Consider the following 22450-nt stretch of genomic DNA (forward strand, 5'->3'; position numbering starts at 1 on the left):
GCCGCTGATGTCGACGGGAATTGTAACACGAAACGGTCGCGGTCTATTGCGTTCGGTGTGTGGTACGACGTCCCTTCCGGTGCGTCGTGGAGAAGGTGTGCGACGTCTCTTCCGGGGCATCGCGGTGAGGGTGTACGACGTCCTTTCTAGGTCGTCGTGCAGAGCCCCACGGGCGACGGCCCGGAAGGGCCATCGTACTTGGGGGTCTCGCTGCGGAGCAGCGAGAGGAATCGCCTAAAGGCTAGACATCAACGTTAAACACCAACGGGGGAACTCGGTTGCTGCGCTACCGGATGGTCAGCTTGCGGCGGTACACGGTTGAACCGTTGGTGATGTACAAATAATCGCGATTCGTTCCGGCCAGCGTGCAGCTGGTCAACGGTTGAGTCGGATCGGGTGTCGGCAGGACACCGCATGGCCGACCGGTCGGATCAAAGATTTGCACCCCGACCGCACTGGTGACGTAGTAGCGTCCGGCCGCGTCGACGGCCATGCCATCGCCACGTGACGCCGTCAGGTACGGAGGCGGCTCGTTGAATTTAAAATCGCCCTTGGCATCGATCGCCAGCCGCATCGGCATCGTCGGCATCTTGGCGTCCAGGCTGCCATCGGGATTCACCCGGAAGGTCCACGTGTGCTCGCCACCCGAATCTGAAACCGCGAGCGTACCGCCATCACCTGACAGCGCGATGCCGTTGGGGCGGGTGATGCCGGTGTCGACCACCGTCGTCGCGCCGGTTTGCGGGTCAATTCGCGTGACCTGTTTGGACCGGGTTTCGGTGATCAAGATCATGCCGTCGGCGGTGACGGCCAGATCATTCGGCTTGACGCCGGTTGCAACCACGTTGACCGCACCGGATTCGGGATCGATGGAGATCACTCGATCTTGCGCACCCTGGCAACCATACAACAGTCCGTCGGGGCCGAGCATCAGTCCGCTGACCGATTCCTTGGCGATCAACGTTTGTTTTCCGTCGGTTGCACTGACGCGGTAGACCGCGGGCGCCTTCATGTCGCTGTAGATGAAGTTACCGTCGGCGTCACAGCAGGGCGCATCGGCAAATCCCAGGTCCGACGCAACGATTTCCCAGGACTGGCCGGGGATCAACAAATTCAACAGCGTCAGGTCCCCGCGCAGATCACCGCTGGTATCCAACACGGGCGTGTGCGTTTCGCTTCGCCACAGCCACTTCATCGCATCGGGAAAACGCGAACTGCCAAAGTCGGCGTTGTGCGCATAGCCCTCGGCCCAATCAAAACGGATGTCGTAACCCATGTACTTCAATGCCGACGCCATCCGCTGGTTCGCCCAGGGCCAGCTTCCGAACGCGTTGTCGACGTCGCCGCTGGTATCGGACATGTAAACGCGAATCGGCTTCGGTTCGGTTTTACGCACCAGCGCCGGGTACACGTTGCCGCCGCGCAAGTTCGTAAAGCTGCCGACGTTCGAGTAGACTTTGCCGAACTGGTCGGGACGTTGCCAGGCGGCGGTGAAGGCGCAGATGGCGCCGGAGCTGGATCCGCCGATGGCCCGCATCGCCGGATCGGACGAAATGTTGTATCGCTGTTGAACTTGGGGCAGGATCTCTTCCAGCAAGAACCGTGTGTACCGGTCGCCCAGGCTGTCGTATTCGAAGCCGCGGTTGGAGGATTTGTTGCCCCGACGCGGCTTGGATTTGTCGTGCCCCGGGTTGATGAACACGGCGATCGTCGGCGGCATCTCGCCGCGAGCGATCAGGTTGTCGAACACGGTCGGGATTCGCCATCGGCCGTTGACGTCGCGCATCCGCTCGCCGTCCTGGAACACCATCAACGCCGCCGGTTGCTCGCTTTTGTACTGCGCCGGGACATAGATCGCCCAGTCGCGGACGGTGCCGGAAAAGACTTTCGATTCCCACGGTTCCATTTGCTCGACGGTGCCTTGGGGAACCGAATCCTTGGCGATGGCATCAGGGTGCGGTTGCCATTGCGGTTTGGTTTGTGTCGGCGGGATCACGGTCGGCTGGGAATCATCCGACCACAGCCAACGCAGCGCGTCGGGAAAGACTTCGCCGCCCCATTTGGCACTGTGACCGCCTTCGGTGATGACTAGCTTGTAGTGATATCCGGCAAACTGCAACGCGGCCGCCATGTCATGATTCCCCAGCGGCCAGTTGCCGTGCAGGTTGTTGAGGTCGTCTTTGCCTTCTTGCAGGTAAACTTTGATCGGCTTCGGATCGTCCTTGGTCTTGCGGATCAATCCGGGATAGGCCCATCCGCCGCGGATGTTGGTGAAGCTGCCGATGTGGCTGAGCACTTTGCCGAATTGCTGCGGTTTTTCCCAGGCGACGGTAAACGCGCAAATCCCACCGGACGAAATCCCGCACACCGCTCGACGGTCGGCATCCTGGGAAACGTTCAAGGCTTTCAACGCCACGGGCAAAAACTCATCGACCAGGAAGGTTGCGTAGCGGTCGCCCAGTGAATCGTATTCCAGCGAACGGTTGCTGCGATCTTTCGCGCCGGGCTTGGTTGCGGGGATCGTTCCCGGGTTGACGAACACGGCGATCGTGACCGGCATTGCTTGCTGATGGATCAGGTCGTCAAAGACTTCGGGGACACGAAAGGCACCGCCCGCTCGGACGTAATTCTTGCCATCCATGAACACCATCAAATTGGCCGGTTCGTCCGCGTCGTACTGTGCCGGCACGTAGACGCTGTATTGCCGCGTCGTGCCCGGGAAAATCCGACTGTCGGAAAAAACACCGTCAGTGACCGTTCCCGTGGGAACGTCGGCGGCACCGACGGGAAGCATCGCCAGTAGGATAATGACGGGAAGCAGGGCGATAGATCTCATGATGACTCAGGTGGGCGGCGGAATGGTGGGAGGCGGAGTGGGGCCTCACATCATCGTTGGATCATGACCGGCAAGCAAGTGCCACAGAGAATCTGAAGCCGTGAAAAACAGAGGCGAGATGCGGACAGAAAAGCAACGGTCAAAAAATGGGGTGGTCAAAAAATGGAGATTGCGTGAGGAAGGATCAAGCGATGTGTCCCTCCGGCTGGCTTCATTTTTTGACCAGCTTCATTTTTTGACCAACGACCTTCACCACCTTGGCCCTGCTACTTGCGTCGCATCGCGATGACGGAAAACTTGGGTACGTTCAGATAAAGTTTGCCATCGGCTTGGACCGTCGGTTCATAGAACGCGTTTCCCGCCCCGTCCCAACCGCCGAATCGCGCGTCTTGGCTGCACAAGACCTGCGTCCATTGGCCATCGAGTCCCGCGCGGACTCCGTAGCTGCGGTTGGTGAAATTGGTGGGGCTGAAATTGATCACCACCAGGATGTGATCGTCGCCCCAATCGCGGCGAAAAGCGACCACTTTGTTGTTGGTGTCTTCGTGCGTCCACTCCAATGATCCTCGGCGGATGGCGTCACTGTCCCAGCGCAGTTGAATCGTGTGCTTGTACAGCTCCTTCATCTTCCAGCCGTCGGAATCGCGTTCGTATTTCCAATCGACGGCGTGGTCGTAGTTGTCGTCAAACCAGCCGTCCTGGGCAAATTCTTCGCCTTGCCAAATCATCGGGATCCCGGGCGAAAGCAAACTGATTGCCGCCGCAGCCCGTGATTTGGCGTGGGCATGCCAGCTGCCGCGTCCGCCGAACTCCGAAATCAGGTACGCATTGCCGTTGCGACACTCATCATGCGACATCGCGAAAATCACTCGCTGGGTCGAGTCTGCGTAGTCGCCCCCGTTGATGCCGTGCCGGACGTCACTCAGATTCGCTTCCGTCTCCGCTTTGAAGGCTTTTTCGATCTTGTGGTGCAATTCGACCCACCAGCCGGAATGGAAATTGCCCGAGCGTACCATTTCACTTTCATAGGGCAAGTTTTCGCAGATCATGATCTTGCTGGGAAACTCTTGGCGCATGCTCCAGACGATGTCTCGCATCGCGTCCCAACCACCGGGCTTGTTCTTGATCTCCGTCGTCGCATCCCAGCGCAAGCCGTCCAGATGAAATTCATTCAACCAATAACGGCAATTCTGTTTGATGTAGTCGCGGACTTCGTTACGGTCCCAGTCCGGTGCGATTCCCCATTGAGTGTGCTGGTTGTCGAAGTAAATCCCGCCGTCGTTTCCTTCACTGTCACCGTCGTAGTCCCAATACCAGTTGTCACGTCCGCCGTTGGTGCTGAAGTGGTTGTAAACCACATCCATGATGACACCCAACCCTTTGGAATGGGCGGCATCCACGACCGCTTTCAGTTCCTGGTAGGACGGCGCGTTGCGACTGGAGTAGCTCGATTCGATCGCAAACAATCCCGTCGGGGCATAGCCCAGGTAGGGCGTCGGATTGGGATGGTCTGGACCGGGTGTTTCGTGGACCGGCAGGATTTCGATCATGTTGACACCCAGGCCTTTGATGTAATCCAGCTTGGTCAAAAGGTTTTGAAAGTTACCCGGATAGTCTTGGCCGTCGTTCTTGCCCACGAACGTCCCGACATGAAGCTCATAGATGATCATGTTTTCAAACCGAGGCGTTTTCCACTGGCCATCGGTCCAATTGAACGTGTCCTTTGACACGATGATGGAGGCGCCGGCGGAATGTTCCATTTGGCGGCCATAGGGATCGGGGCGATCGATCGTTCCATTGATCGCGTACTTATACTTGTGCCCCGCGTTGGCACCGGGCTCAAACCCGAACCACCAGCCGCCTGTGTTCCACAGCAGATGGTCGCTGCGATCCCATTGGTTGAAATCGCCGATCAACGCCACCTTATTCGCGTGAGGCGCCCAAACTTTGAAAAACACCCCGTTGCCGTTGAGCGTGCTACCCGGTGGCTGGAAGCTGTGTTTGGGTTTGCGAACCTCAACTGCCGCGGTGGACTCGTTTCCGGAAGTGTCTTTCGCGACAACCTTGATCTGGTAGGTTTGATCGGGCGCATCGGCATTAAAATCAAACCCGGCGGAGTAGGGGCTTTCCGTGTCGGATTTGACCAGTGTGTCATCTTTATAAAACGCCACCTCGGCCACCGCGACGTTGTCACTGGCGTCGGCGGCGATGTCGACCCTGCCGCCCACGGCGTCCTGGTCATTCAAAGACGTGATCGTGACCACCGGATCCACGGTGTCGGACATCCCGTTTCCTGCCCACACACACGACGACACGATCAGCAAAAGCAGGCTGAATGTTCTTGCTCGCCACATGATCTTTGCCCCCATCACGATTGGTTGAGTGGTTCGGAACCGCTGCGCTTTTTAACAGGTGGGGACGTGGTCCGCAGTAGAAAAGTTTCAAGAAGAAAGATTCATGACAGCTGGCGAGTGAACAAAAGTTACATGATGGTGGGGTGGCAGAATGATGGGGCGCGTGGGCGGCCGGTAGACGATTGATTTCAGGATGGTTAAACAGAATTGCCTCTCTCACGGTTGCGCGAAAGAATTTGCCCACGGATGGCAAAGCGTACCCACGGATTCCAGGCTGCATGACATCCGTGGGTACGCTCTGCCATCCGTGGGTTCTCTTTCCGGTAACGCGGCTTCATTTCGAAGTGACTGGCAGCTGCCCAGCGGTTGGAGCCGGATTCGCCGTTTCGGTAGCGACGGCGGACCATGTCAATTCATGGGGCATGATGCCTTGGTCGATGGATGCGGCGGCGGCTTGACCGGCGGCTTCGCCCATCGGGACGGCGTTGCCGGTGACTCGGTAACTGGCGTGGGCGAAGAAGTCGCCGCTGATACAGCGTCCGGCCATCAGCAATCCGTCCACGTCGGCGGCGACGAGTGCCGGATAGGGGATGTCGTATTGCCGAACGCCGCGTGCCCGTAGCGTTTCGATACTCTCGGGGTTTCCGGCGATTTCCAGCGAGTGCACGTCGATCGAGAACTTCGACCGGCAGACGGCTTGGGGATGCTTCAGCCCGGTCGTGATGTCTTCGCTGGTGATCGTGTAACGCCCTTTGATGCGGCGACCTTCGCGGATGCCGATTTGCTCGGCCGTTGCGACCACCGCCAAGTCTTTCCAAACGCCCCCCAAGTCTCGCAGCCCCCGCACGATCTCGTGGACCTCGCGCCGGCCTTCGATCGTGGCCTTGGTGATCGCGCCGGCGTCGAAGGCAGAGACACCGTATTGGTGATTGGTCATGATCGAATAGATGCCGCTGTGCAGGTGACGCAGCGTGGGCGCTCGATACGACGGGTTGATCCCGGCGTCTTGCATGAATTTGTAGAGTCTCGCTTTGGCCTCGCGTCCGGTTTCGCGGATGAATTCGTGCACGTCTTCGGGTTGCGGGCCGGTGACCAGCGCCATCATCGACATCGGCTGGCAAGTACAGTCCTCGCCGAACCCGAGGTCAAAGCGGCAGCCCGCATGGGCCGCGAGATCGCCATCGCCGGTGCAGTCGATGAACCGATCGGCGGTCCACACCTGCCGTCCCGACTTAGATTCTGTGACCACCGCAACCAAGCGATTACTTTCGTCGGTCACGGCACCGACCACCATGGTGTGCAATTGAATCTTGACCCCGGCGTCGACACACATTTCTTCCAGGACCACCTTCGCAAGCTCCGGGTCGTAAACGGTTCCGGCGGAGCGTTTGGCGACCTCGCTCCCCCTGGCCGCCAACGCCGCGAGCACTTCCTGCATGATGCCGGACTTACCCGAAACATCCAGGATTTTCGTCAGCATTCCGGCCGTCCAGACGCCTCCCAAGCAGCCTGCCAATTCGAGCAACTGGACCGTCGCGCCGCTGCGGGCGGCGGCCAATGCCGCCGCGATTCCGCCCGGCCCGCCACCACAGACCAACACTTGGCTGTGTCCGGCGACGGGGACGGCCCGGTTGTTCTCTTGAAAGATCGAAGCCGACTCGGTCAGTTGACCGCTGGTTCGGAGCACGTGGCCGCGGTCGATGTCGGGAAACGAATTGATTGGTATTGCGTTGTCGCTGGCGGTGGCGTGTCGGTTGACCAGCAATCCCGCCGGCCCCAGGACGGCCGCGGTCTTCAAAAACTGTCTTCGCTTCGATTCCGTCATGGTGATCCTCGCTTGGTGGCCCGGAAGCCTGCGGTGAAACGACGGATCGATTGCACGCCACCTCGCGCGGGCGCGTTCATTACAATCTCTGTCGATTCAGCGTACTTTGAGTTTTTTGCGTGTTTTCGATCATAGCCGATAGCGAGGCCCGTTTCCGGCTGGTCGAGAGGTTGAATGTCGTGCCCCGGAAAGTCCTGTTCATCATTGTCACCTGTTGCCTGACGCTGCTCGCGGCGATTGCCCGTGCCGACCGGCCCAATGTCTTGTTCATCGCGATCGATGATCTTCGTGTGGAACTTGGTTGTTACGGCCAAACGTGGGTGAAGTCGCCGCACATCGACCGACTGGCTGCTGGGGGCATGCTGTTTGAGCGCGCGTATTGTCAACAAACGGTCTGCAATCCGTCGCGGGCTTCGCTACTGACGGGGATGCGACCGGACACGCTGCGGGTCTGGGACCTGCCGACCCATTTTCGTCAGAACGTGCCCGATGCGGTCACTTTGCCAGAGCTGTTCAAGACCAACGGCTATCACACCCAGTGTGTCGGCAAGATCTTTCATAACTGGCGGCAGGACGATTGGAAGGGCGATCCCCGTTCGTGGAGCGTCCCATCGGTGCTGCATTACAACAGCCACTCCAATGACAAGCCACTGGTCGACGGTGTCGTGCCGCCGAACTTGGCGTCGGGCAAAGGCGGCATTGAATGTCGCGATGTTCCCGATGACGCCTACTTTGACGGGCGAGTTGCCCAGACCGCGGTCGCGACGATGCGGGATTTGAGTCGCGGCGACCAGCCGTTCTTCCTTGCCGTCGGTTTTTGGAAACCACACAGGCCCTTCAACGCGCCCAAGAAATACTGGGATCTGTACGATCGCAACGACGTGCCGATTCCCAACAACGTGCAGCCACCGAAGGACGTTCCCGACCTTGCGTTGACGAGCGCGCGATTCAGCGGAGGGGCGGCGTCGGATGCATTGCGCGAGATGCATCACGGACACCTGGCGGCGATCAGCTATTTGGATGCTCAAGTGGGCCGCGTGCTGGATGAATTGGATGCACTCGGGTTGCGAGACGACACGATCGTGGTGCTATGGTCGGACCACGGGCTGCATCTGGGTGAACACGGATTGACGCGAAAGACGACCGCGTTTGAACTCGATGCGCGGATCCCCTTGATCATCGACGCACCGAAGCATCCGGCGGCGGGACGCACCAAAGCGTTGGTTGAATTATTGGACCTGTATCCGACACTGGCCGAACTCGCCGGCTTGCAGGCCCCCGAGGACGTCGAAGGTGTCTCGCTGATGCCGCTGCTGGACGATCCGTCGAACCGCCATCATGAAGTCGCCCTGACGCAAACACCGCGTCCGAATTATCCGCGCGGAAAACTGCCCGAGGTGATGGGGTATTCGATTCGCAGCCAGCAGTTTCGCTACACCGAGTGGCGAGACTTTCCCTCCAAACGTGTGCTGGCCAGGGAACTGTACGACCATCGGACAGACCCGCACGAGAGCGTCAATGTGGCTGAGCGGGATGAGCACCAAAGCACCATCGCCGAGCTCGTGGAAAAGCTGTCGGCAAAGCTGGCCGCGCGGCCGACGGTTGCCGCCTCACGCCCCGATAAACCTCCACACCCGCTGACGCATCCGACCAGCCCACACATGCTGGACCTGGTGACCAGCGGTTCGGCCCCGTCGCAAATCGATTTTGCAAACCTGCCCCACCTTCCTTCGCAGCATGCTGTGATCAGCGACGTCCGAGATCGAGCCGGGACCTGGGTCCACCAACACGCTTACTTGACACACTTTGATGACAAGTACTGGGCGATGTGGAGCGATGGTCCGGGGGTGCCGAAACGGGGACTGACGCCGCAACGGCATCGCAACGTGGTCCCGGGGCATGACCGACCGGATACGCGTGTTTCTTACGCCACCAGTGAAGACGGACTGCATTGGAGCGAGCCCGCGGATCTGTCAGGACCGCCGCGACGTGAGGGTTTCGGCTGGATCGCGCGTGGGTTGTGGGTCCGCGAGGGCGAATTGCTTGCGTTGGCAAGTCACTTCAACGCACCGGGCTATCCCGGCAAAGGGCTCAGCCTGGAAGCGTTTCGCTGGGATGCGTCGGAGGTGAAATGGAAGGATCACGGCACCGTCTTGGATGACACGTTGAACAACTTTCCGCCCAAGCGATTGCCGCAGGGCGAGTTCATGATGACTCGTCGCGACCACCGCCAACAGGTGTCCGTGATGATCGGCGGCGACACCGCGTATGACGACTGGAACATCCATCCGCTGGCGAGCTACGACGCAAACGGTCGCCCGGAAGAACCGTATTGGTATGTGCTGCCGGATGAAAAGAACCTTGTCGGACTGATTCGCGACAACGGACGTTCGGGTCGATTGCTGCGGACGTTTTCGTGCGACAACGGACGGACGTGGAGCCCGATTGTGAAGACTAACTTCCCCGACGCGACCAGCAAATTCTTCGTGCTGCGAACGTCGCGGGGATACTATGCGATGGTCTCCAATTCAAATCCCGATCAACGTGATCCGCTGACACTCGCGATCAGTGCGGACGGGCTGGTCTTCACGCACCTATTCCGACTCGTCGGCGGTCGGCACGTCGACTATCCACACCTGATTGAACACGACGGGCACCTGCTGATCGCATTTTCCGGTGCGAAGCAAACGATGGAGGTTTTAAAGGTTTCGATGGACGATGTCGACGCGGCGATCGGTTCGCCCTAGGCCCTGTCTGAAACCTCGCCACGAGCGAAAAGGGGACGGGGGTTGAATGACACGGGCATAAGCGCTGGTGTCTAGCCTTTAGGCGATTCCCGGTCGCTGCTTCGCAGCGACAGTGGGCGGCTAAAGCCTGAACACCAGCGACTGCTGCGTTCCTCCTGACTTAAGCCCCCCCTTGCGCGTCGAATCGCCACGGCCTGATGCCTTTGAAACGGGGCCTACGTGGGACAGGCTTCCAGCCTACCCCACACCCATCAGCCGAATTGTTTCTGCATGGCGTCCAGGAAGGCTTGCAGTTGATCGCCGGGCAATTGATTGATCCCTGCGGCGGCTTTGCGTCCGCCGCCGGTGGGAAATTGGCGACACAGTTCATCGGCGCCGGATTTGGTTGCCAGGGGAGCGCGGACGCTGACCAAATAATCGCCCGAGGGCAACAGGCTGGCCAAGGCGTGCGCCCGGTCGGGGTTGTCTCGCGCCAGTTGATTGCTGTAGACGCCGCTGACACGCCGCGAGAAGGAATCGTTGGGAAACACGAATGCAGCACAGGCGTCGGTTTTCAAAACCGGATCGATCGACGCCGCCCGATTCATGTCGCTGTCGTATCCGTCGCGAAGCGTTTGGAACGTGGTGTCGGCGGCAATGAATTCGAACGGGTCGGCATAGGGTTGGATCTTCTGATAAAGCTGGTCCGGCGGGAAATACAGATCGTCCAGCGTGCTGCCATAGCCGTTGTAATTGAGCAACGTGCCGAGCGTTTCGAGTTGATCGAGCTGTGACCCGTTGAGGTCCAGTGGTCGTGCGGCGCTGCGTGCGGCGTCGTGCAAATTATCACCGAACAGCGCCGTCACGGCCCAGGGCAGAAAGGCGCCGTCGAGATGTTGATTGACCAGCCATCCCGTGCAAACGTCTCCGGCCGTGTCGATTTGCACGCTCAGATTTTCCGACTCGGGGATCTCGCCGGCGAAGTGGTGGTCGAAATAGGTCACCCGGACGCCACCGTCGAGCAACCGCACCAAGTCGTCGCGGTTCTTGTCCAGCGAGATGTCAAGGACGGTCACGCTGTCGCCCGTCTGCGCCGTGACGCGCCGGAGCAGACTGATGTCGCGTTTGACGCCGGTCACCAAGGTGCTCTCACGCGGCTCGGCCAAGCGAAGTTGATGCAACGCGCATATACCGTCCGCATCACCGTTGAACACATCGAAATGGGCCACGTCAAACTCCTGGATTGAATGGAAAACATGGAATTTAGCGAGAGAGCACGGATTCGAAAACCGAGGGCGCGCGAGATGCGGTCATGGGGACAGATTTACCACAGAGGACACGGAGTAGCACAGAGAAAGACCCGGGCATTAAACTCCGTGGTTCTCTGTGGTTGAATCATTCGAGGCATTTTTAGCTCGGTCTCCCAATGAGGAGATCACCGGGAAGAAGTAGTCGTGCTTGGCTGATCGCACCAACGCGAAATACTGCGTTCTGCAAATGATCGATAGATCGGCGCTGTCATTTCATCCAATGACCTTCTCGACTTCTACACACCGTTTAGGATCCGTCAGATGGAAATCAACGAAATCACCGGCCAGATCATCGACGCAGCAATCAAGGTGCACACGCATCTGGGACCCGGCTTGCTAGAATCTGCTTACGAAGCATGCTTGGCATACGAGCTTCGTCGGCGTGGATTACATGTTGAAGTGCAAGTCGGGCTGCCCGTCGTCTACGAAGACGTCAAGCTTGATGTTGGATATCGTGTCGATTTGCTGGTGAATGACCTTGTGATCGTGGAATTGAAATCGGTCGAGAAAATGATCTCGCTCTATGACGCTCAATTGTCGTACCTAAAGCTCAGCGAACGGAAGATCGGATTGCTCATCAATTTCAATGTCACTCGACTGAAAGATGGCATCAAACGTCTCGCGAATTGAAGCCGGATGTAGGTCGACCACAGAAGAACCAAAAGAAAGACCCGGGCATTGGACCCGGTGTCCTCTGTGGTTGAAACATCCCCGGCATTTTTAGCTCGGTCTTCCTGGGCGCCTGTTTTGGTGAAGTCTGCTTGATCGTTTGATGTGTTTTTTGGGACGGATTGGTGGTTCGGCCGGGAATTGTGGGGCTGACACCAGGAATTGAGCACTCGGCGGAGGTTGGGCGGGGCAGCACGGGGTGATCCGGGCGGCTAGACTGGATGTCCCTATCATGGATGAACCCTCCATCTTTCCCCGCCCAATGGATCCCCTGCCATGATTGCCCGATCGATTTTCGCTGCTATCGGTTTCGTGTGTGTGCTCCTGACAACGATGGTCCGGGCAGACTGGCCGGCCTATTTGAACGGCAACGACCGAGCCGGATTCACATCCGAAACCCTGGAGCCTTCGCTGCGACTCGCCTGGACCTACCAGTCTCCGGCCAAGCCGATCAAGGCGTGGTCGGGGCCGCGAGAGACTCCGATCGAAGGCCATGTGATGAAGCACCGCGTCGATTTTGACGACGCGTTGCAGGCCGTGATCGGTGGCGGTCGTGTCTACTTCGGCAGCACGGTGGATCATCGACTGCACTGCGTCGACGCGAAATCGGGCCGACCGATCTGGGACTTCTACACCGAGGGGCCGATTCGCCTGGCGCCGACGCTGGCCCACGGCAACGTTTACTTCGGATCCGACGACGGCATAGTTTATTGCTTGCGAGCGACCGATGGTCAGGTCGTCTGGAAGCTGCGTGTCGGTCCGCAAGATGATCGCTTGCTCAGTCGCGGTGAAATGATCTCGCGTTGGCCGGTGCGAACGGGCGTGTTGATCGACGGCGACAGGGCATATTTCGGCGCCGGTGTTTTCCCACACGAAACGGTTTACTTGTGCGCCGTCAATGCCGTCGACGGCTCGGTGATCTGGCGCAACGACACGATCAGCGAGCAGAACGCCGGTCGCAACGACCTTTCGCCGCAGGGCTATCTGCTGGCCAATGACAAGTACTTGTACGTCCCCTCGGGACGCTCGTTGCCGGTGGCCGTTGACAAAGAAACCGGAAAGATCGTCTTTCAGCGCACCCACTCTTGGCGCACCGATGCCGGTGGCGTCGTCGGCGGCACAAAAGCATTGCTCGGTGACGGCCAGGTCTACGCCGGCGGGCCCCACCACTTTCTGGCCATGGACCAGGCAACCGGCGACGTCGGCGAGTCCTGGATCAACGGCCGGCAAATGGTATTGGCCGGCGAGCTGGCGTACTTGATGGACGGCGAGAAGATCTTTTGCGTCAACCGCAGCCAGCACGCCAAGGCCAGTCAAGAGAAACAGAAGTGGTTCCTGAAACTCCGCGAGCGGCCGACGACGCCGGAGAAACTGGCCCACGCCAAGCAGATGATGAAGGAGGCGATGAAGGGCGGCATCGTCTGGGAATACAGCAGCGACTTTGATGATGTGCTGGTCGCTTCGGACAACGCCGTGATCGCCGGCGGTATGAACGAAGTCCTGATGCTGGACCGTGAAAGCGGCGAGGTCCTGTGGCAAGCCGATGTTGACGGCAATGTGCGGGGGCTGGCCATCGACGGTGATGTGCTGACCGTCAGCACCGACAGCGGAAACATCTACGCGTTTCGAAGCGACGTGGCCGGCGAACAAACCGCGACGTGGCCGGAGCCGGCGGCGGTGCCGTTTCCCGTCGATGATCTGACCGAGTTCTACCAGGCCGCGGCACGCGAGATCCTGCAACACAGCGCTCAACACACCGGATACTGTCTGGTCGTCGGCAGCGGTCAAGGACGCTTGGCCTACGAATTGGCACAGCAGAGTGAGCTGATCATTTACGCGGTCGAGCCCGATGCGGCGACGGCGACGGCTTCGCGTCAGGCACTTGAGCGCGCCGGCATCCACGCGACCCGCATCACGGTGGTCAACGCGTCGATCGACGCGATGCCGTTTTCCAACTACTTTGCCAACTTGATCGTGTCCGAATCAATGCTGCTGTCCGGTCGATTGCCGGGTGCCCCGGAAGTGATCGCCCGCCATCTGAAACCCTGTGGCGGCGTCGTGATCTTGGGACGTCCCGCAACCGCGGCAAATCTGCCGGAGATGGCGTCGGTGGAGGAGGCGACGGCTTGGCTGACGCAGTTTTATCGACAGGAGGAAGGCGAGGTCGTCACCGGACCGGATTGGCAACTGCTGCGTCGCGGCAAGTTGCCGGGTGCCGGTAACTGGTCACACCAATACGGCAACGTCGCCAACACGTCGTTTAGCGACGATCACCGCGTTCGCGATGGGCTGGGAGTGTTGTGGTACGGCGACCCGGGGCCGAGTGCGATGATCAACCGTCACGAAGCCGCCGGCGCGCCGTTGTCGACCAACGGGAGGATGTTCATCCAGGGAACCGATCGGCTGATGGCCTATGACGCCTACAACGGCAACTTCTTGTGGGAGTTTGAGAATCCCGGTGCGATCCGCACGGGCGTGTTCAACAACCGCGAAACGCACAATTTGGCCGCCAGCGATGATGCACTTTATGTCGCGATCAACAACCGATGCCTGGCGCTCGATGCCGCAACCGGCACGGTCAACGCGACCTACCAAACCCCGGAATCACCCGACGGCGTGCAACGAGCTTGGGCCTACCTGGCCTATGACAACGGGCAGGTGTTCGGCACCAGCACGATTCGCGAGGAGTTGGAACAGCGGATGCGCCGCCGTGGGCTGACCGTCAAAAGTCAGACCGATTCGGTGTTTGCAGTCGACACGGCGACGGGCGAGCGGATGTGGACCTACCGCGGCAGTAACATCCTGCACACCACGATCGCAATCGGCCCCGAGCGAATCTATTTCATCGACAGTTCGATCACCCCGGAAGAACGTCAACAGTTGTACTTGAAAGACAAGGAAGACTTGAAGCAATTGACCGGTGAAGCGGCCGAGCAAGCCGAAGCGGCGATGAAGGATTATGACGTGCGGTTGGCCGTCGCCTTGGATCGTCGCACGGGCGAAAAGCTGTGGGAGAAACCGGTCGACGTCACCGACACCACGAACGTCAGCGCAGGCGGCGGCAGTCTGACGCTGATGGTGGCCGACGGGCGGGTGGTCCTGTGCGGTGCGAACGCGAACGGGCACTACTGGAAACAGTTTCTTGCCGGGGAGTTTGATCGGCGGAAATTATTGGTGCTGGACGCAGCCGACGGTCGGGAAATGTGGTCCAAGAACGCCAACTACATGAACCGGCCGGCCGTCGTCGGCGACGTGATTTATGCCGAGCCCTGGGCGTTCAACTTGCACAGCGGCCAGCCGAAGACGCGGCAACACCCGTTGACCGGCGCCGAAAGCCAGTGGCGTTTCAGCCGCCCGGGGCATCATTGCGGCGTGATCACCGCGACGCCGAACATGATGTTCTTTCGATCCGGATTCATCGGCTACTATGACCTGTACGAGGACAGCGGGACGCGGCACTTCGCCGGCCAGCGACTGGGATGCTGGGTCAACGCCATCCCCGGCAACGGGCTGGTCATGATCCCCGAAGCCAGCGCGGGATGTGTGTGTCAGTTTTCGATCGCATCGACGGTGGTGATGGAACCGAAATCGGAGAACAAGTCTTGGGGAATCTTCAGCGCCGTCGGCCCGACGACGCCGGTCAAGCGGATCGGGATCAACTTCGGCGCCCCGGGAGACCGCAAAGAGATCGCCGGCCGCGAGTGGTTCGGCTATCCGCGGCCCAGCAGTCGCGGACGGTTGGAGTTCGTGTTCGATTTGAAACCGCAACTTGCCAGCGGCGGCGGGTGGTACAGCCGCAACCTGGAATCGGTCGCCCTGGACGGATCGGAGAAACCCTGGGTTTACGCTTCGGGGGCGCGGGGGTTGAAGCAAATTGAAATCCCGCTGTTGGGCGAGGACGATCCGGCGGCCCGGTACGAAGTGAAGTTCTTGTTCGCCAATTTGGACGAAACCGACGCGGGGCCGTTTGCGATCAAGCTACAATCGGAAACCGTCAAATCGGGAATCGTCATCGCGGCCACGCCAGGAGAGCCTGCGGAAGCGAAGTCCATTGAGTTTTCCGACATCACCGTTGACGATACGCTGTTGGTCGAACTGGTTCCCGAAGATCCATCACGGTTGCCGATCCTGTCGGGAATCGAGGTCACACGAAAGGAAGAGCGATGAATCGAATGCGACAACCGTTGCCCATCATCTCAACCTTGTTGCTGTCGATCGGGCTGATCGCGATCACGGCGGCGCCGGCCGATGCCTGCCAGGTTCCGGTGTTTCGTTATGCGTTGGAACGATGGCCCGCAGACAATTTCGAACTGGTTGTTCTGCACGACGGACCGCTCGGTGATGCAGAATCAAAGCTCGTCGACAGCTTGCGTGATTCCGGACACCAATCGTCGGGATCGGCCAATTGCGGTGTAAAGGTGATCGAAGCCGGCAAGGCGCAAGACGAACTGCTGAGATCGGTTTGGGCGCAACACGGCCGACCGGGGCAAGCGGTTTTGGCGTCCTTGTATCCGGTCACGGCGCAAGAGGTCCCGGACCGCTTGATCGACGCCGGACCACTGGACGCCGACACGGTTGCCAACTTGGTCGACTCGCCGATTCGACAAGAGATCGCGAAACGACTGGTCGCCGGCGAGTCGGCGGTGTGGATCTTTGTGCCTTGCGGAGACCCCAAGCAGGACGAAGTGGCGCTCAAAAACCTGACGCGTTTTGTCCAGCAAAACGAGACGACGTTGGAGTTGCCCGAGCAGGAGGAGATCGAGGACGAACAAGCGTTGTTGGAGCAGTTGGCGATCGAATTGCGTTTGGATTTTTCGATCCTGACGCTCCATCGTGACGACCCTGAGGAACAGTTCTTGTTGAAAATGTTGCTGGCCAGTGAGCCGGATCTGGAAGCATTGGACCAACCGATGGCGTTCCCCGTACTGGGGCGTGGTCGGGTGTTGTACGGCTTGGTCGGCAAGGGGATCTCGGAGTTGACGATCGGATTGGCATCGCGATTCATCATCGGCCCGTGCTCATGCCAGGTGAAAAACCAAAACCCTGGGTTCGACTTGCTGATGGCGGTCGATTGGGAAAAGAAGATCGGCACGGCAAAGTTAAGTGACCCGTTGCCCGAGACGACCGGGGCACCGGTGCTGTTGACGATTCCGCCGGGGCGTAAGGCGAAGTAGCTTGGAGAATGATCGACGAGCGACCTATCTGGTCGCCTGTCGTGCTGATTCGGCTACTTTTGCCGCACATTTAGTGAAAAAGTCAGGTTGTGACGCGTGCCGATCGCGGATCACCACCGTATCGCCGCACCCACGCCGGGCCAAACACGCGTCAATACGGTATCATCAAAGGCTTGTCCTGTTTGCCCCCCGGGACCTTCTCTTTGATTCAGCCAAGGTTGACTTCCATGACCACCGTCCTGATTGTCGATGATTCCGCCGTCTGCCAGCGTGTGGCCGGCGCCTGTGTCCAGGCAGCCGGGTGTGACGTACGCTATGCCGCTGACGGCTGCGAAGCCCTCGAATCAGTCAACGCTGAAAAGCCGGACATCGTCCTGACGGATCTGCAGATGCCCAAGATGGACGGACTGGAGCTTGTCGAACGGCTTCGCGACTTCTACCCGCAACTGCCGGTCATCCTGATGACGGGATTCGGTAGTGAAGAGGTGGCCGCTCGAGCGTTGCGGGCCGGGGCATCCAGCTATGTCCCCAAAGAGAATCTCAGCAAGGGCTTGAGCGAAGCTCTCCGCACGGTGATGTCGGTCGTGCACGCAATTCAGGAGCGAGAAAAGGTCCTCGCTTTCTTGGAGGAGAGTGAATCGCGATTCGTGCTGGGATACGAACCGGGGGGGATCCAGGCCCTGGTCGGCTATCTACACGAACAATTGAAGCTGTTGAACTATTTTGACGAGTCGACGCTGGTGCAATTGACGACCGCGCTGAGCGAATCGATCACCAATGCGATCGACCACGGTAATTTGGAATTGGACTCCGACTTGCGAGAAGAGGACGATGGATCCTATCAAGCACTCGCCGACCAGCGGATCCACGAGCCACCGTATCGCGATCGCCGGGTGACCATCAATGCAACGCTGACGCAGTCGGAGGTCAAGTTTGTGATCAGCGATGAAGGGCCGGGGTTTGATCCGACGTCGCTGCCCGATCCGACCGACCCGGAAAACCTGCTCAAGGCCAGCGGCCGCGGCATCATGCTGATTCGCACGTTCTTGGATGAAGTCACGTTCAGCGAAAAAGGCAACGAGGTCACCCTGATCAAACGCCGGGACACGCCGGAGAACGGCGACGACGATCCCGAGTCGTGACCGCCCCAGAAAGCACGACGCCCCTTCCGATGGACGCCCCACTTCCGAGTACGACGGCCCTTCCGGGCGGTCGCGATTCGCTGCGAAGCAGCGAGGGGGGGAATCGCCTAACGGCTAGACACCAACGGGCGCTGCACGCGAGATGTGATGCGACTAGGCTCTCTTTGGACCTCCATCGTCCGCAATGGCGGCGAAAACCAGATCACTCGACCGAGTTCAGGCATCAAGATGCATCCGCACGACCGAAGCTTCGAACGTCGTTTTCGATCGCGATCGATCGAGCGTCTTGAAACTCGTGCGCTGTTGTCAGCCGACCTGGGGAACCCCGTCGGGGACTGGGCGGCCACCTCGGATTCCGAACACCCCCATGATGAATCTGTCTGGTCCGGAGACGTGCTGTCGGGAGATGGCGACGTGCACACCGTCTATCAACAACAGGGGCTGCGTGAAACGAAACTGGCGGAAAGTTCCTCGCCGAACTTGCGTCTGATCGCAGGTTATGTGCGCGACGGTCAAGGCAATCCGATCGAATCGCCGTTCTTGGGCCAACGCTTGGCGATTCAGGTGCAGTTTGAAACGACCGATCTTCCCGCCGGATCAACGCACGCGTTTCACTTCACCGTCGACGGGGTCACGCTGGGCAGCGGCGTGCTGAACACCGGTGCGGGGCAGTCGGCCTACACGGGGTTTCGATGGCGAGCCGGATGGTTCGCGACGCCCGGTACCCATCAAGTCGTCGTGACAGCGGATGCGTTCAATACGGTTGTCGAAAGTGACGAGACGGACAATTCGATCAGTTTCACCTTCACAACCGGAACGACGACGTTTGCCCAGCCGCTGATCTGGCCCGTCGAAGGCACACCGTATCACGACCACGCGTTCCTGAAATATGTGGATGTCGATCCGACCGGGGGAATCGAAGACTTTCGCGGCGGCGGATACGCATACGACGGACACTCGGCGTGGGACATCGCCGTTCGTGGCTATGACGAACAAGACGCCGGGATCGAGATCTATGCGGCCGCGGATGGAACTGTGATCGACACCCATGATGGGGAATTTGATCGACAAACCAACCTCGGATCGACGTTTCCGCCGGTCAACTATGTGGTGGTCGATCATGGAGACGGCTGGACGACACGATACGTCCATCTGCGGCGAGATTCTGTTCAGGTTTCTGTTGGCGATGTCGTTTCCGCCGGCGACAAACTCGGTTACATGGCCAGTTCCGGTTGGTCCGATATCACCCACCTCCACTTCGCGCTGGAGCACTACGGCTTTTCCGTCGAACCGTGGTACGATCCGACGACGTTTCTGCACGACTCGGTTGCAACGCTGGAGTACATCGGTGAGAGCCAATACGTGCTCAGCAACGGGATTTCCAACGTTCCCGTTGCACCACACGTTCGCGAAGGGACGTCGCAGTTCAACGTCTTTGAGCAGAAATCGGGTCAACTCGTTTACACTTGGAATTGGTTCTCCGGCGTCGAGCAGGGCGATGTGATCCATTTGGATTGGCGTCGCCCCGACGGATCGGTGTTCCGAGTCAATCATGTCACCGCGGGCAACGATTGGGCGCACCAGTGGCGTTGGTACTCCTATTTTCTTCCCGACCAGCCCGATCTGGGGACCTGGACCATTGATGTCCTGATCAACGGCGTCAAGCTCGCCGAACAATCCTTTGTTGTCGCGCCCCAAGGTGTTCCGGAAGCGCGCGTGTTACAGAACGGGGCGCTGATCGTTGACGACCGCGTCACCCCGATCGACTTTGGTACGATCCCGCAATCGTCGTTTGCGCCATCACGTAGTTTTGTGCTGGAGAATCATGGCGAAGCGACGCTTCATCTCGGCGACGTGACGGTCCCCTCGGGATTCACCGTCACCGACCCGCTGCCGGCCTCCTTGGCCCCCGGGCAATCGGACACATTGACGGTCCAGTTGTCGACAACGACGGTGGGACATTTCGCGGGCCAAGTGAGGATCGAAACGGATGATGCGGACGAAGGCGTCTACGAATTCTCGGTGGAAGGGATCGTCACGTCGGTCAATCAACCGCAACAATTGATTTTAGGGCTCAGCGAACGCAAGACGTCGGAAGGAACCACGCTGTTTGGAAACGTTCGACGCAGCGATGATGGCGCGGGGACATCGGGCCCCTTGGTGGTGAATCTGACCTCGGATCCAGCGTTGGTGACCGTTCCCACTTCGGTCACGATTCCGGCGGGCAGCGATCGCGTCATCTTTCCGATCCAGACCGTCGCCGATACGAGCAGTTCGTCTGACGTTGTCGTGCAGCTTTCAGCCACCCCGGCAGTCACCCCCATGGCGCAGAACGAACTATTGCTGCTTGACGTGCCCGCGGCGCCGACGGTCATCGAGGTGGAACTCAATGGCGGCGATCCGTCAAGGTCGTCGCTGGATTCGATCAGCGTGCGATTCGACCAGCAGGTGACGCTCGATTCATCCGGCCCGGAACCTGCCGTGAAAGTGCTGAATCGGGACTCTGGCGCGGCGGTACCGATCGAACTCGCGGCCTCGGTTGCCGATGAAAAAACCGTCCTGGAGATCACGTTCACCCGTCCGTCAGAGATCGTCGACGGGAACCATGTGTTGATCCTCAAGTCGCCGTTGATCACTGCCTCCGGATTACAACTGGACGGCAACGGCAACGGGGTCGTGGATGCGGAGGACGACTATCGATTCGGTGATCAGGCGACCGACGCGTTCTTCAGGTTCTATGGAGACACCGACGGCGATCGCGATGTCGATGGACAAGATTACGGTCGCTTCGGTCTCACCTTCTTGAAATCGGTGGGACAAGCGGGATTTGACTCTCGCCTGGACTCGGATTTTGATGGGGACGTTGACGGGCAGGACTATGGCCGATTCGGGCTCCGATTCTTGCGGACCCTGCCACTGTGACGCTCGCTTCGCGAGTTTCTCGCCGGCTTTTTGAGTCCATTGTGACGAAGACGCACGTTTTGATGGGGAGCCGCTAAATACTTTTCTTGAGGTGATTCGTGTCTGATCTTGTGACCGTCTCCAACGGCAAACAGTTCTTCCGAATCCCGTCGGGCCAATTGCCACGAGCTCAACGTGGGGGATACTACCGCCCGGGTGTGTTGGGGCGGACCATCGTTTCCGACGGAACCCAGATCTTTGAGATCCCGCTGGCAGATTTGCCGGCGGCGATGGCCGAGGGGTACCGCGACGTGCTGGCGATCGAACGACCATCGATCGTCTGTGACGCGGTCGATTCACGCGGCGAATCTTCCGAGGACGCCTCGGCGCGGCAGGCTCCGTCGCAGGCCGTTTCCGCCTATCGCCGCGCAGAACTGGAACAGGAAGCCTTGCATGAGCAGCTTCGCGAGGCCGTCGATGACGCGTCAATCCTTGGAAAACCATTGGCCTGGATTCGACTGTGGTGGTTCGAGCAGCGTGAAGCACTGTTGGGGCAATTGCGAACCAACGGATTAAGCATCGCGTTGCACGTGGCGTTGCTGCTGCTCCTGTCGACGATCTTCCTGGCCGAAGAGCGGATCTCCAACCCGGATATCATCACCGTTTCGACCGCGGTGGAGGAAGCGATCCAGGAGGTCGTGATCGAACAGGTGGAGGTCGAAGTCACCGAACCGGTCGAAGAGGTCGTCGAGGAAGTCACCGAGTCGATCGACGTGACCTCGGAGGTGACCGAGCAATTCGTGTCCGTCGATCTGAGCGACTCCTTTGACGGCAGTCTGCTGGCGCCACCGGCCGGCGATGGCGATGGTGATGCGATGGAAACGCCGGCCAAGGCGAAGCTGCAGTTTTTCGGCTCGAAAACCGAAGCGGTCGATTTTGTCTTTGTGATCGACAATTCCAACAGCATGACACAGGGCCGGTTTGAAACCGCGCTGAATGAATTGGTCAAAGCAGTCGGCAAGCTCAACAAGCGACAGAAGTTCTACGTGATCTTCTACAGCGACACCGCCTATCCGCTGTTCCATCCCTACTCGCCGAAAACGCTTGTCCCCGCGACCACCAAAAACAAGCAGATGCTGGTCCAGTGGTTGCAAACCGTGCCGCTGTGCTTGAGAACCGACGGCAAGGAAGCGCTTCAGCTTGGATTCAACCTTGAACCGGACGTCATGTTTGTGCTCGGCGACGGAGCCTTTACCGACGGCGCCTCCCGCTACTTCAGCCAGCGACCCAACGAGGACGTCGTCGTTCACACCTTGGGGATGGAGGTGAATGCCAAGAACGCCGCGACGTTCAAGCAACTGGCCGACAAACACCGCGGGACCTATCAAGACGTCGGCGTCCACCCGCAAGCCGCCGTGATCGCAAAGCAGTTTCCGCGTCCAAAAAACCGGACGCGAAATGGCTACTGGGGACTCAAGCTGCCGGCCAACGACAACAAGATGAATTAGGACCG

11 protein-coding genes are annotated in these 22450 nt (G+C 59.3%); 7 read left to right on the forward strand and 4 right to left on the reverse strand.

The genetic code is table 11. The features are described from left to right. Nucleotides 1-286: 286 nt before the first annotated feature. From Mal15_RS30405 to Mal15_RS30415, 3 genes are all read right to left on the reverse strand, one after another. Entirely contained in the window at nucleotides 287-2794 is a 2508-nt protein-coding gene (locus tag Mal15_RS30405; RefSeq protein WP_233903591.1) for an alpha/beta hydrolase-fold protein, read from the reverse strand. A gap of 308 nt (nucleotides 2795-3102) precedes the next feature. Continuing rightward, the gene (locus Mal15_RS30410; RefSeq protein ID WP_167547148.1) at nucleotides 3103-5121 is read right to left on the reverse strand and encodes an alpha-amylase family glycosyl hydrolase; all 2019 of its coding nucleotides are present in this window, start codon (nucleotides 5119-5121) and stop codon (nucleotides 3103-3105) included. 403 nt (nucleotides 5122-5524) lie between these two features. After that, the gene (locus tag Mal15_RS30415; protein ID WP_147871197.1) at nucleotides 5525-7015 is read right to left on the reverse strand and encodes an FAD-dependent oxidoreductase; all 1491 of its coding nucleotides are present in this window, start codon (nucleotides 7013-7015) and stop codon (nucleotides 5525-5527) included. 179 nt (nucleotides 7016-7194) lie between these two features. Here Mal15_RS30415 and Mal15_RS30420 point away from each other — a divergent pair, with 179 nt between their 5' ends. Beyond that, complete coding sequence (locus Mal15_RS30420; RefSeq protein ID WP_147871198.1) at nucleotides 7195-9762, forward strand: sulfatase-like hydrolase/transferase; 2568 nt, start codon at nucleotides 7195-7197, stop codon at nucleotides 9760-9762. 251 nt (nucleotides 9763-10013) lie between these two features. On the opposite strand, the gene Mal15_RS30425 is transcribed toward Mal15_RS30420, so the two are convergent. Next, nucleotides 10014-10970: an acetyltransferase gene (locus tag Mal15_RS30425; protein WP_147871199.1), complete on the reverse strand. Its 957-nt coding sequence runs from the start codon at nucleotides 10968-10970 to the stop codon at nucleotides 10014-10016. Between the two features lie 342 nt (nucleotides 10971-11312). Between Mal15_RS30425 and Mal15_RS30430 the strand changes: the two genes are divergently transcribed. The 6 genes from Mal15_RS30430 (at nucleotide 11313) to Mal15_RS30455 (ending at nucleotide 22445) form a co-directional block, all read left to right on the forward strand. Then, complete coding sequence (locus Mal15_RS30430) at nucleotides 11313-11681, forward strand: GxxExxY protein (protein ID WP_147871200.1); 369 nt, start codon at nucleotides 11313-11315, stop codon at nucleotides 11679-11681. A 372-nt stretch (nucleotides 11682-12053) separates the two neighbouring features. Beyond that, nucleotides 12054-15887: an outer membrane protein assembly factor BamB family protein gene (locus tag Mal15_RS30435; protein ID WP_167547149.1), complete on the forward strand. Its 3834-nt coding sequence runs from the start codon at nucleotides 12054-12056 to the stop codon at nucleotides 15885-15887. Further along, a complete protein-coding gene (locus tag Mal15_RS30440; RefSeq protein WP_147871202.1) occupies nucleotides 15884-16894 on the forward strand; it encodes a hypothetical protein in 1011 nt (336 codons plus the stop codon). The genes Mal15_RS30435 and Mal15_RS30440 overlap by 4 nt, the downstream gene beginning before the upstream one ends. Nucleotides 16895-17121: 227 nt before the next feature. Then, nucleotides 17122-18036, forward strand: a complete 915-nt coding sequence (locus Mal15_RS30445; protein ID WP_147871203.1) for an ATP-binding response regulator — start codon at nucleotides 17122-17124, stop codon at nucleotides 18034-18036. Nucleotides 18037-18183: 147 nt separating this feature from the next. Next, nucleotides 18184-20958 carry a peptidoglycan DD-metalloendopeptidase family protein gene (locus Mal15_RS30450; protein WP_147871204.1) on the forward strand — a complete coding sequence of 925 codons (2775 nt, stop codon included), beginning with the start codon at nucleotides 18184-18186 and terminating at the stop codon, nucleotides 20956-20958. Nucleotides 20959-21056: 98 nt separating this feature from the next. Further along, nucleotides 21057-22445 (forward strand): VWA domain-containing protein, encoded by a 1389-nt coding sequence (locus tag Mal15_RS30455; RefSeq protein WP_147871205.1) that lies wholly within the window; start codon nucleotides 21057-21059, stop codon nucleotides 22443-22445. The last annotated feature ends 5 nt before the right edge of the window (nucleotides 22446-22450 follow it).

Source organism: Stieleria maiorica (assembly GCF_008035925.1).
Lineage (GTDB): Bacteria > Planctomycetota > Planctomycetia > Pirellulales > Pirellulaceae > Stieleria > Stieleria maiorica.

Coding starts and splice junctions, on each gene's coding strand:
- Mal15_RS30405 (WP_233903591.1), bottom strand. CDS start 2,794: ATGCTTCCCGTCGGTGCCGCCGACGTTCCCACGGGAACGGTCACTGAC.
- Mal15_RS30410 (WP_167547148.1), bottom strand. CDS start 5,121: ATGTCCGACACCGTGGATCCGGTGGTCACGATCACGTCTTTGAATGAC.
- Mal15_RS30415 (WP_147871197.1), bottom strand. CDS start 7,015: ATGACGGAATCGAAGCGAAGACAGTTTTTGAAGACCGCGGCCGTCCTG.
- Mal15_RS30430 (WP_147871200.1), top strand. CDS start 11,313: ATGGAAATCAACGAAATCACCGGCCAGATCATCGACGCAGCAATCAAG.
- Mal15_RS30435 (WP_167547149.1), top strand. CDS start 12,054: ATGGTCCGGGCAGACTGGCCGGCCTATTTGAACGGCAACGACCGAGCC.
- Mal15_RS30440 (WP_147871202.1), top strand. CDS start 15,884: ATGAATCGAATGCGACAACCGTTGCCCATCATCTCAACCTTGTTGCTG.
- Mal15_RS30445 (WP_147871203.1), top strand. CDS start 17,122: ATGACCACCGTCCTGATTGTCGATGATTCCGCCGTCTGCCAGCGTGTG.
- Mal15_RS30450 (WP_147871204.1), top strand. CDS start 18,184: ATGCGACTAGGCTCTCTTTGGACCTCCATCGTCCGCAATGGCGGCGAA.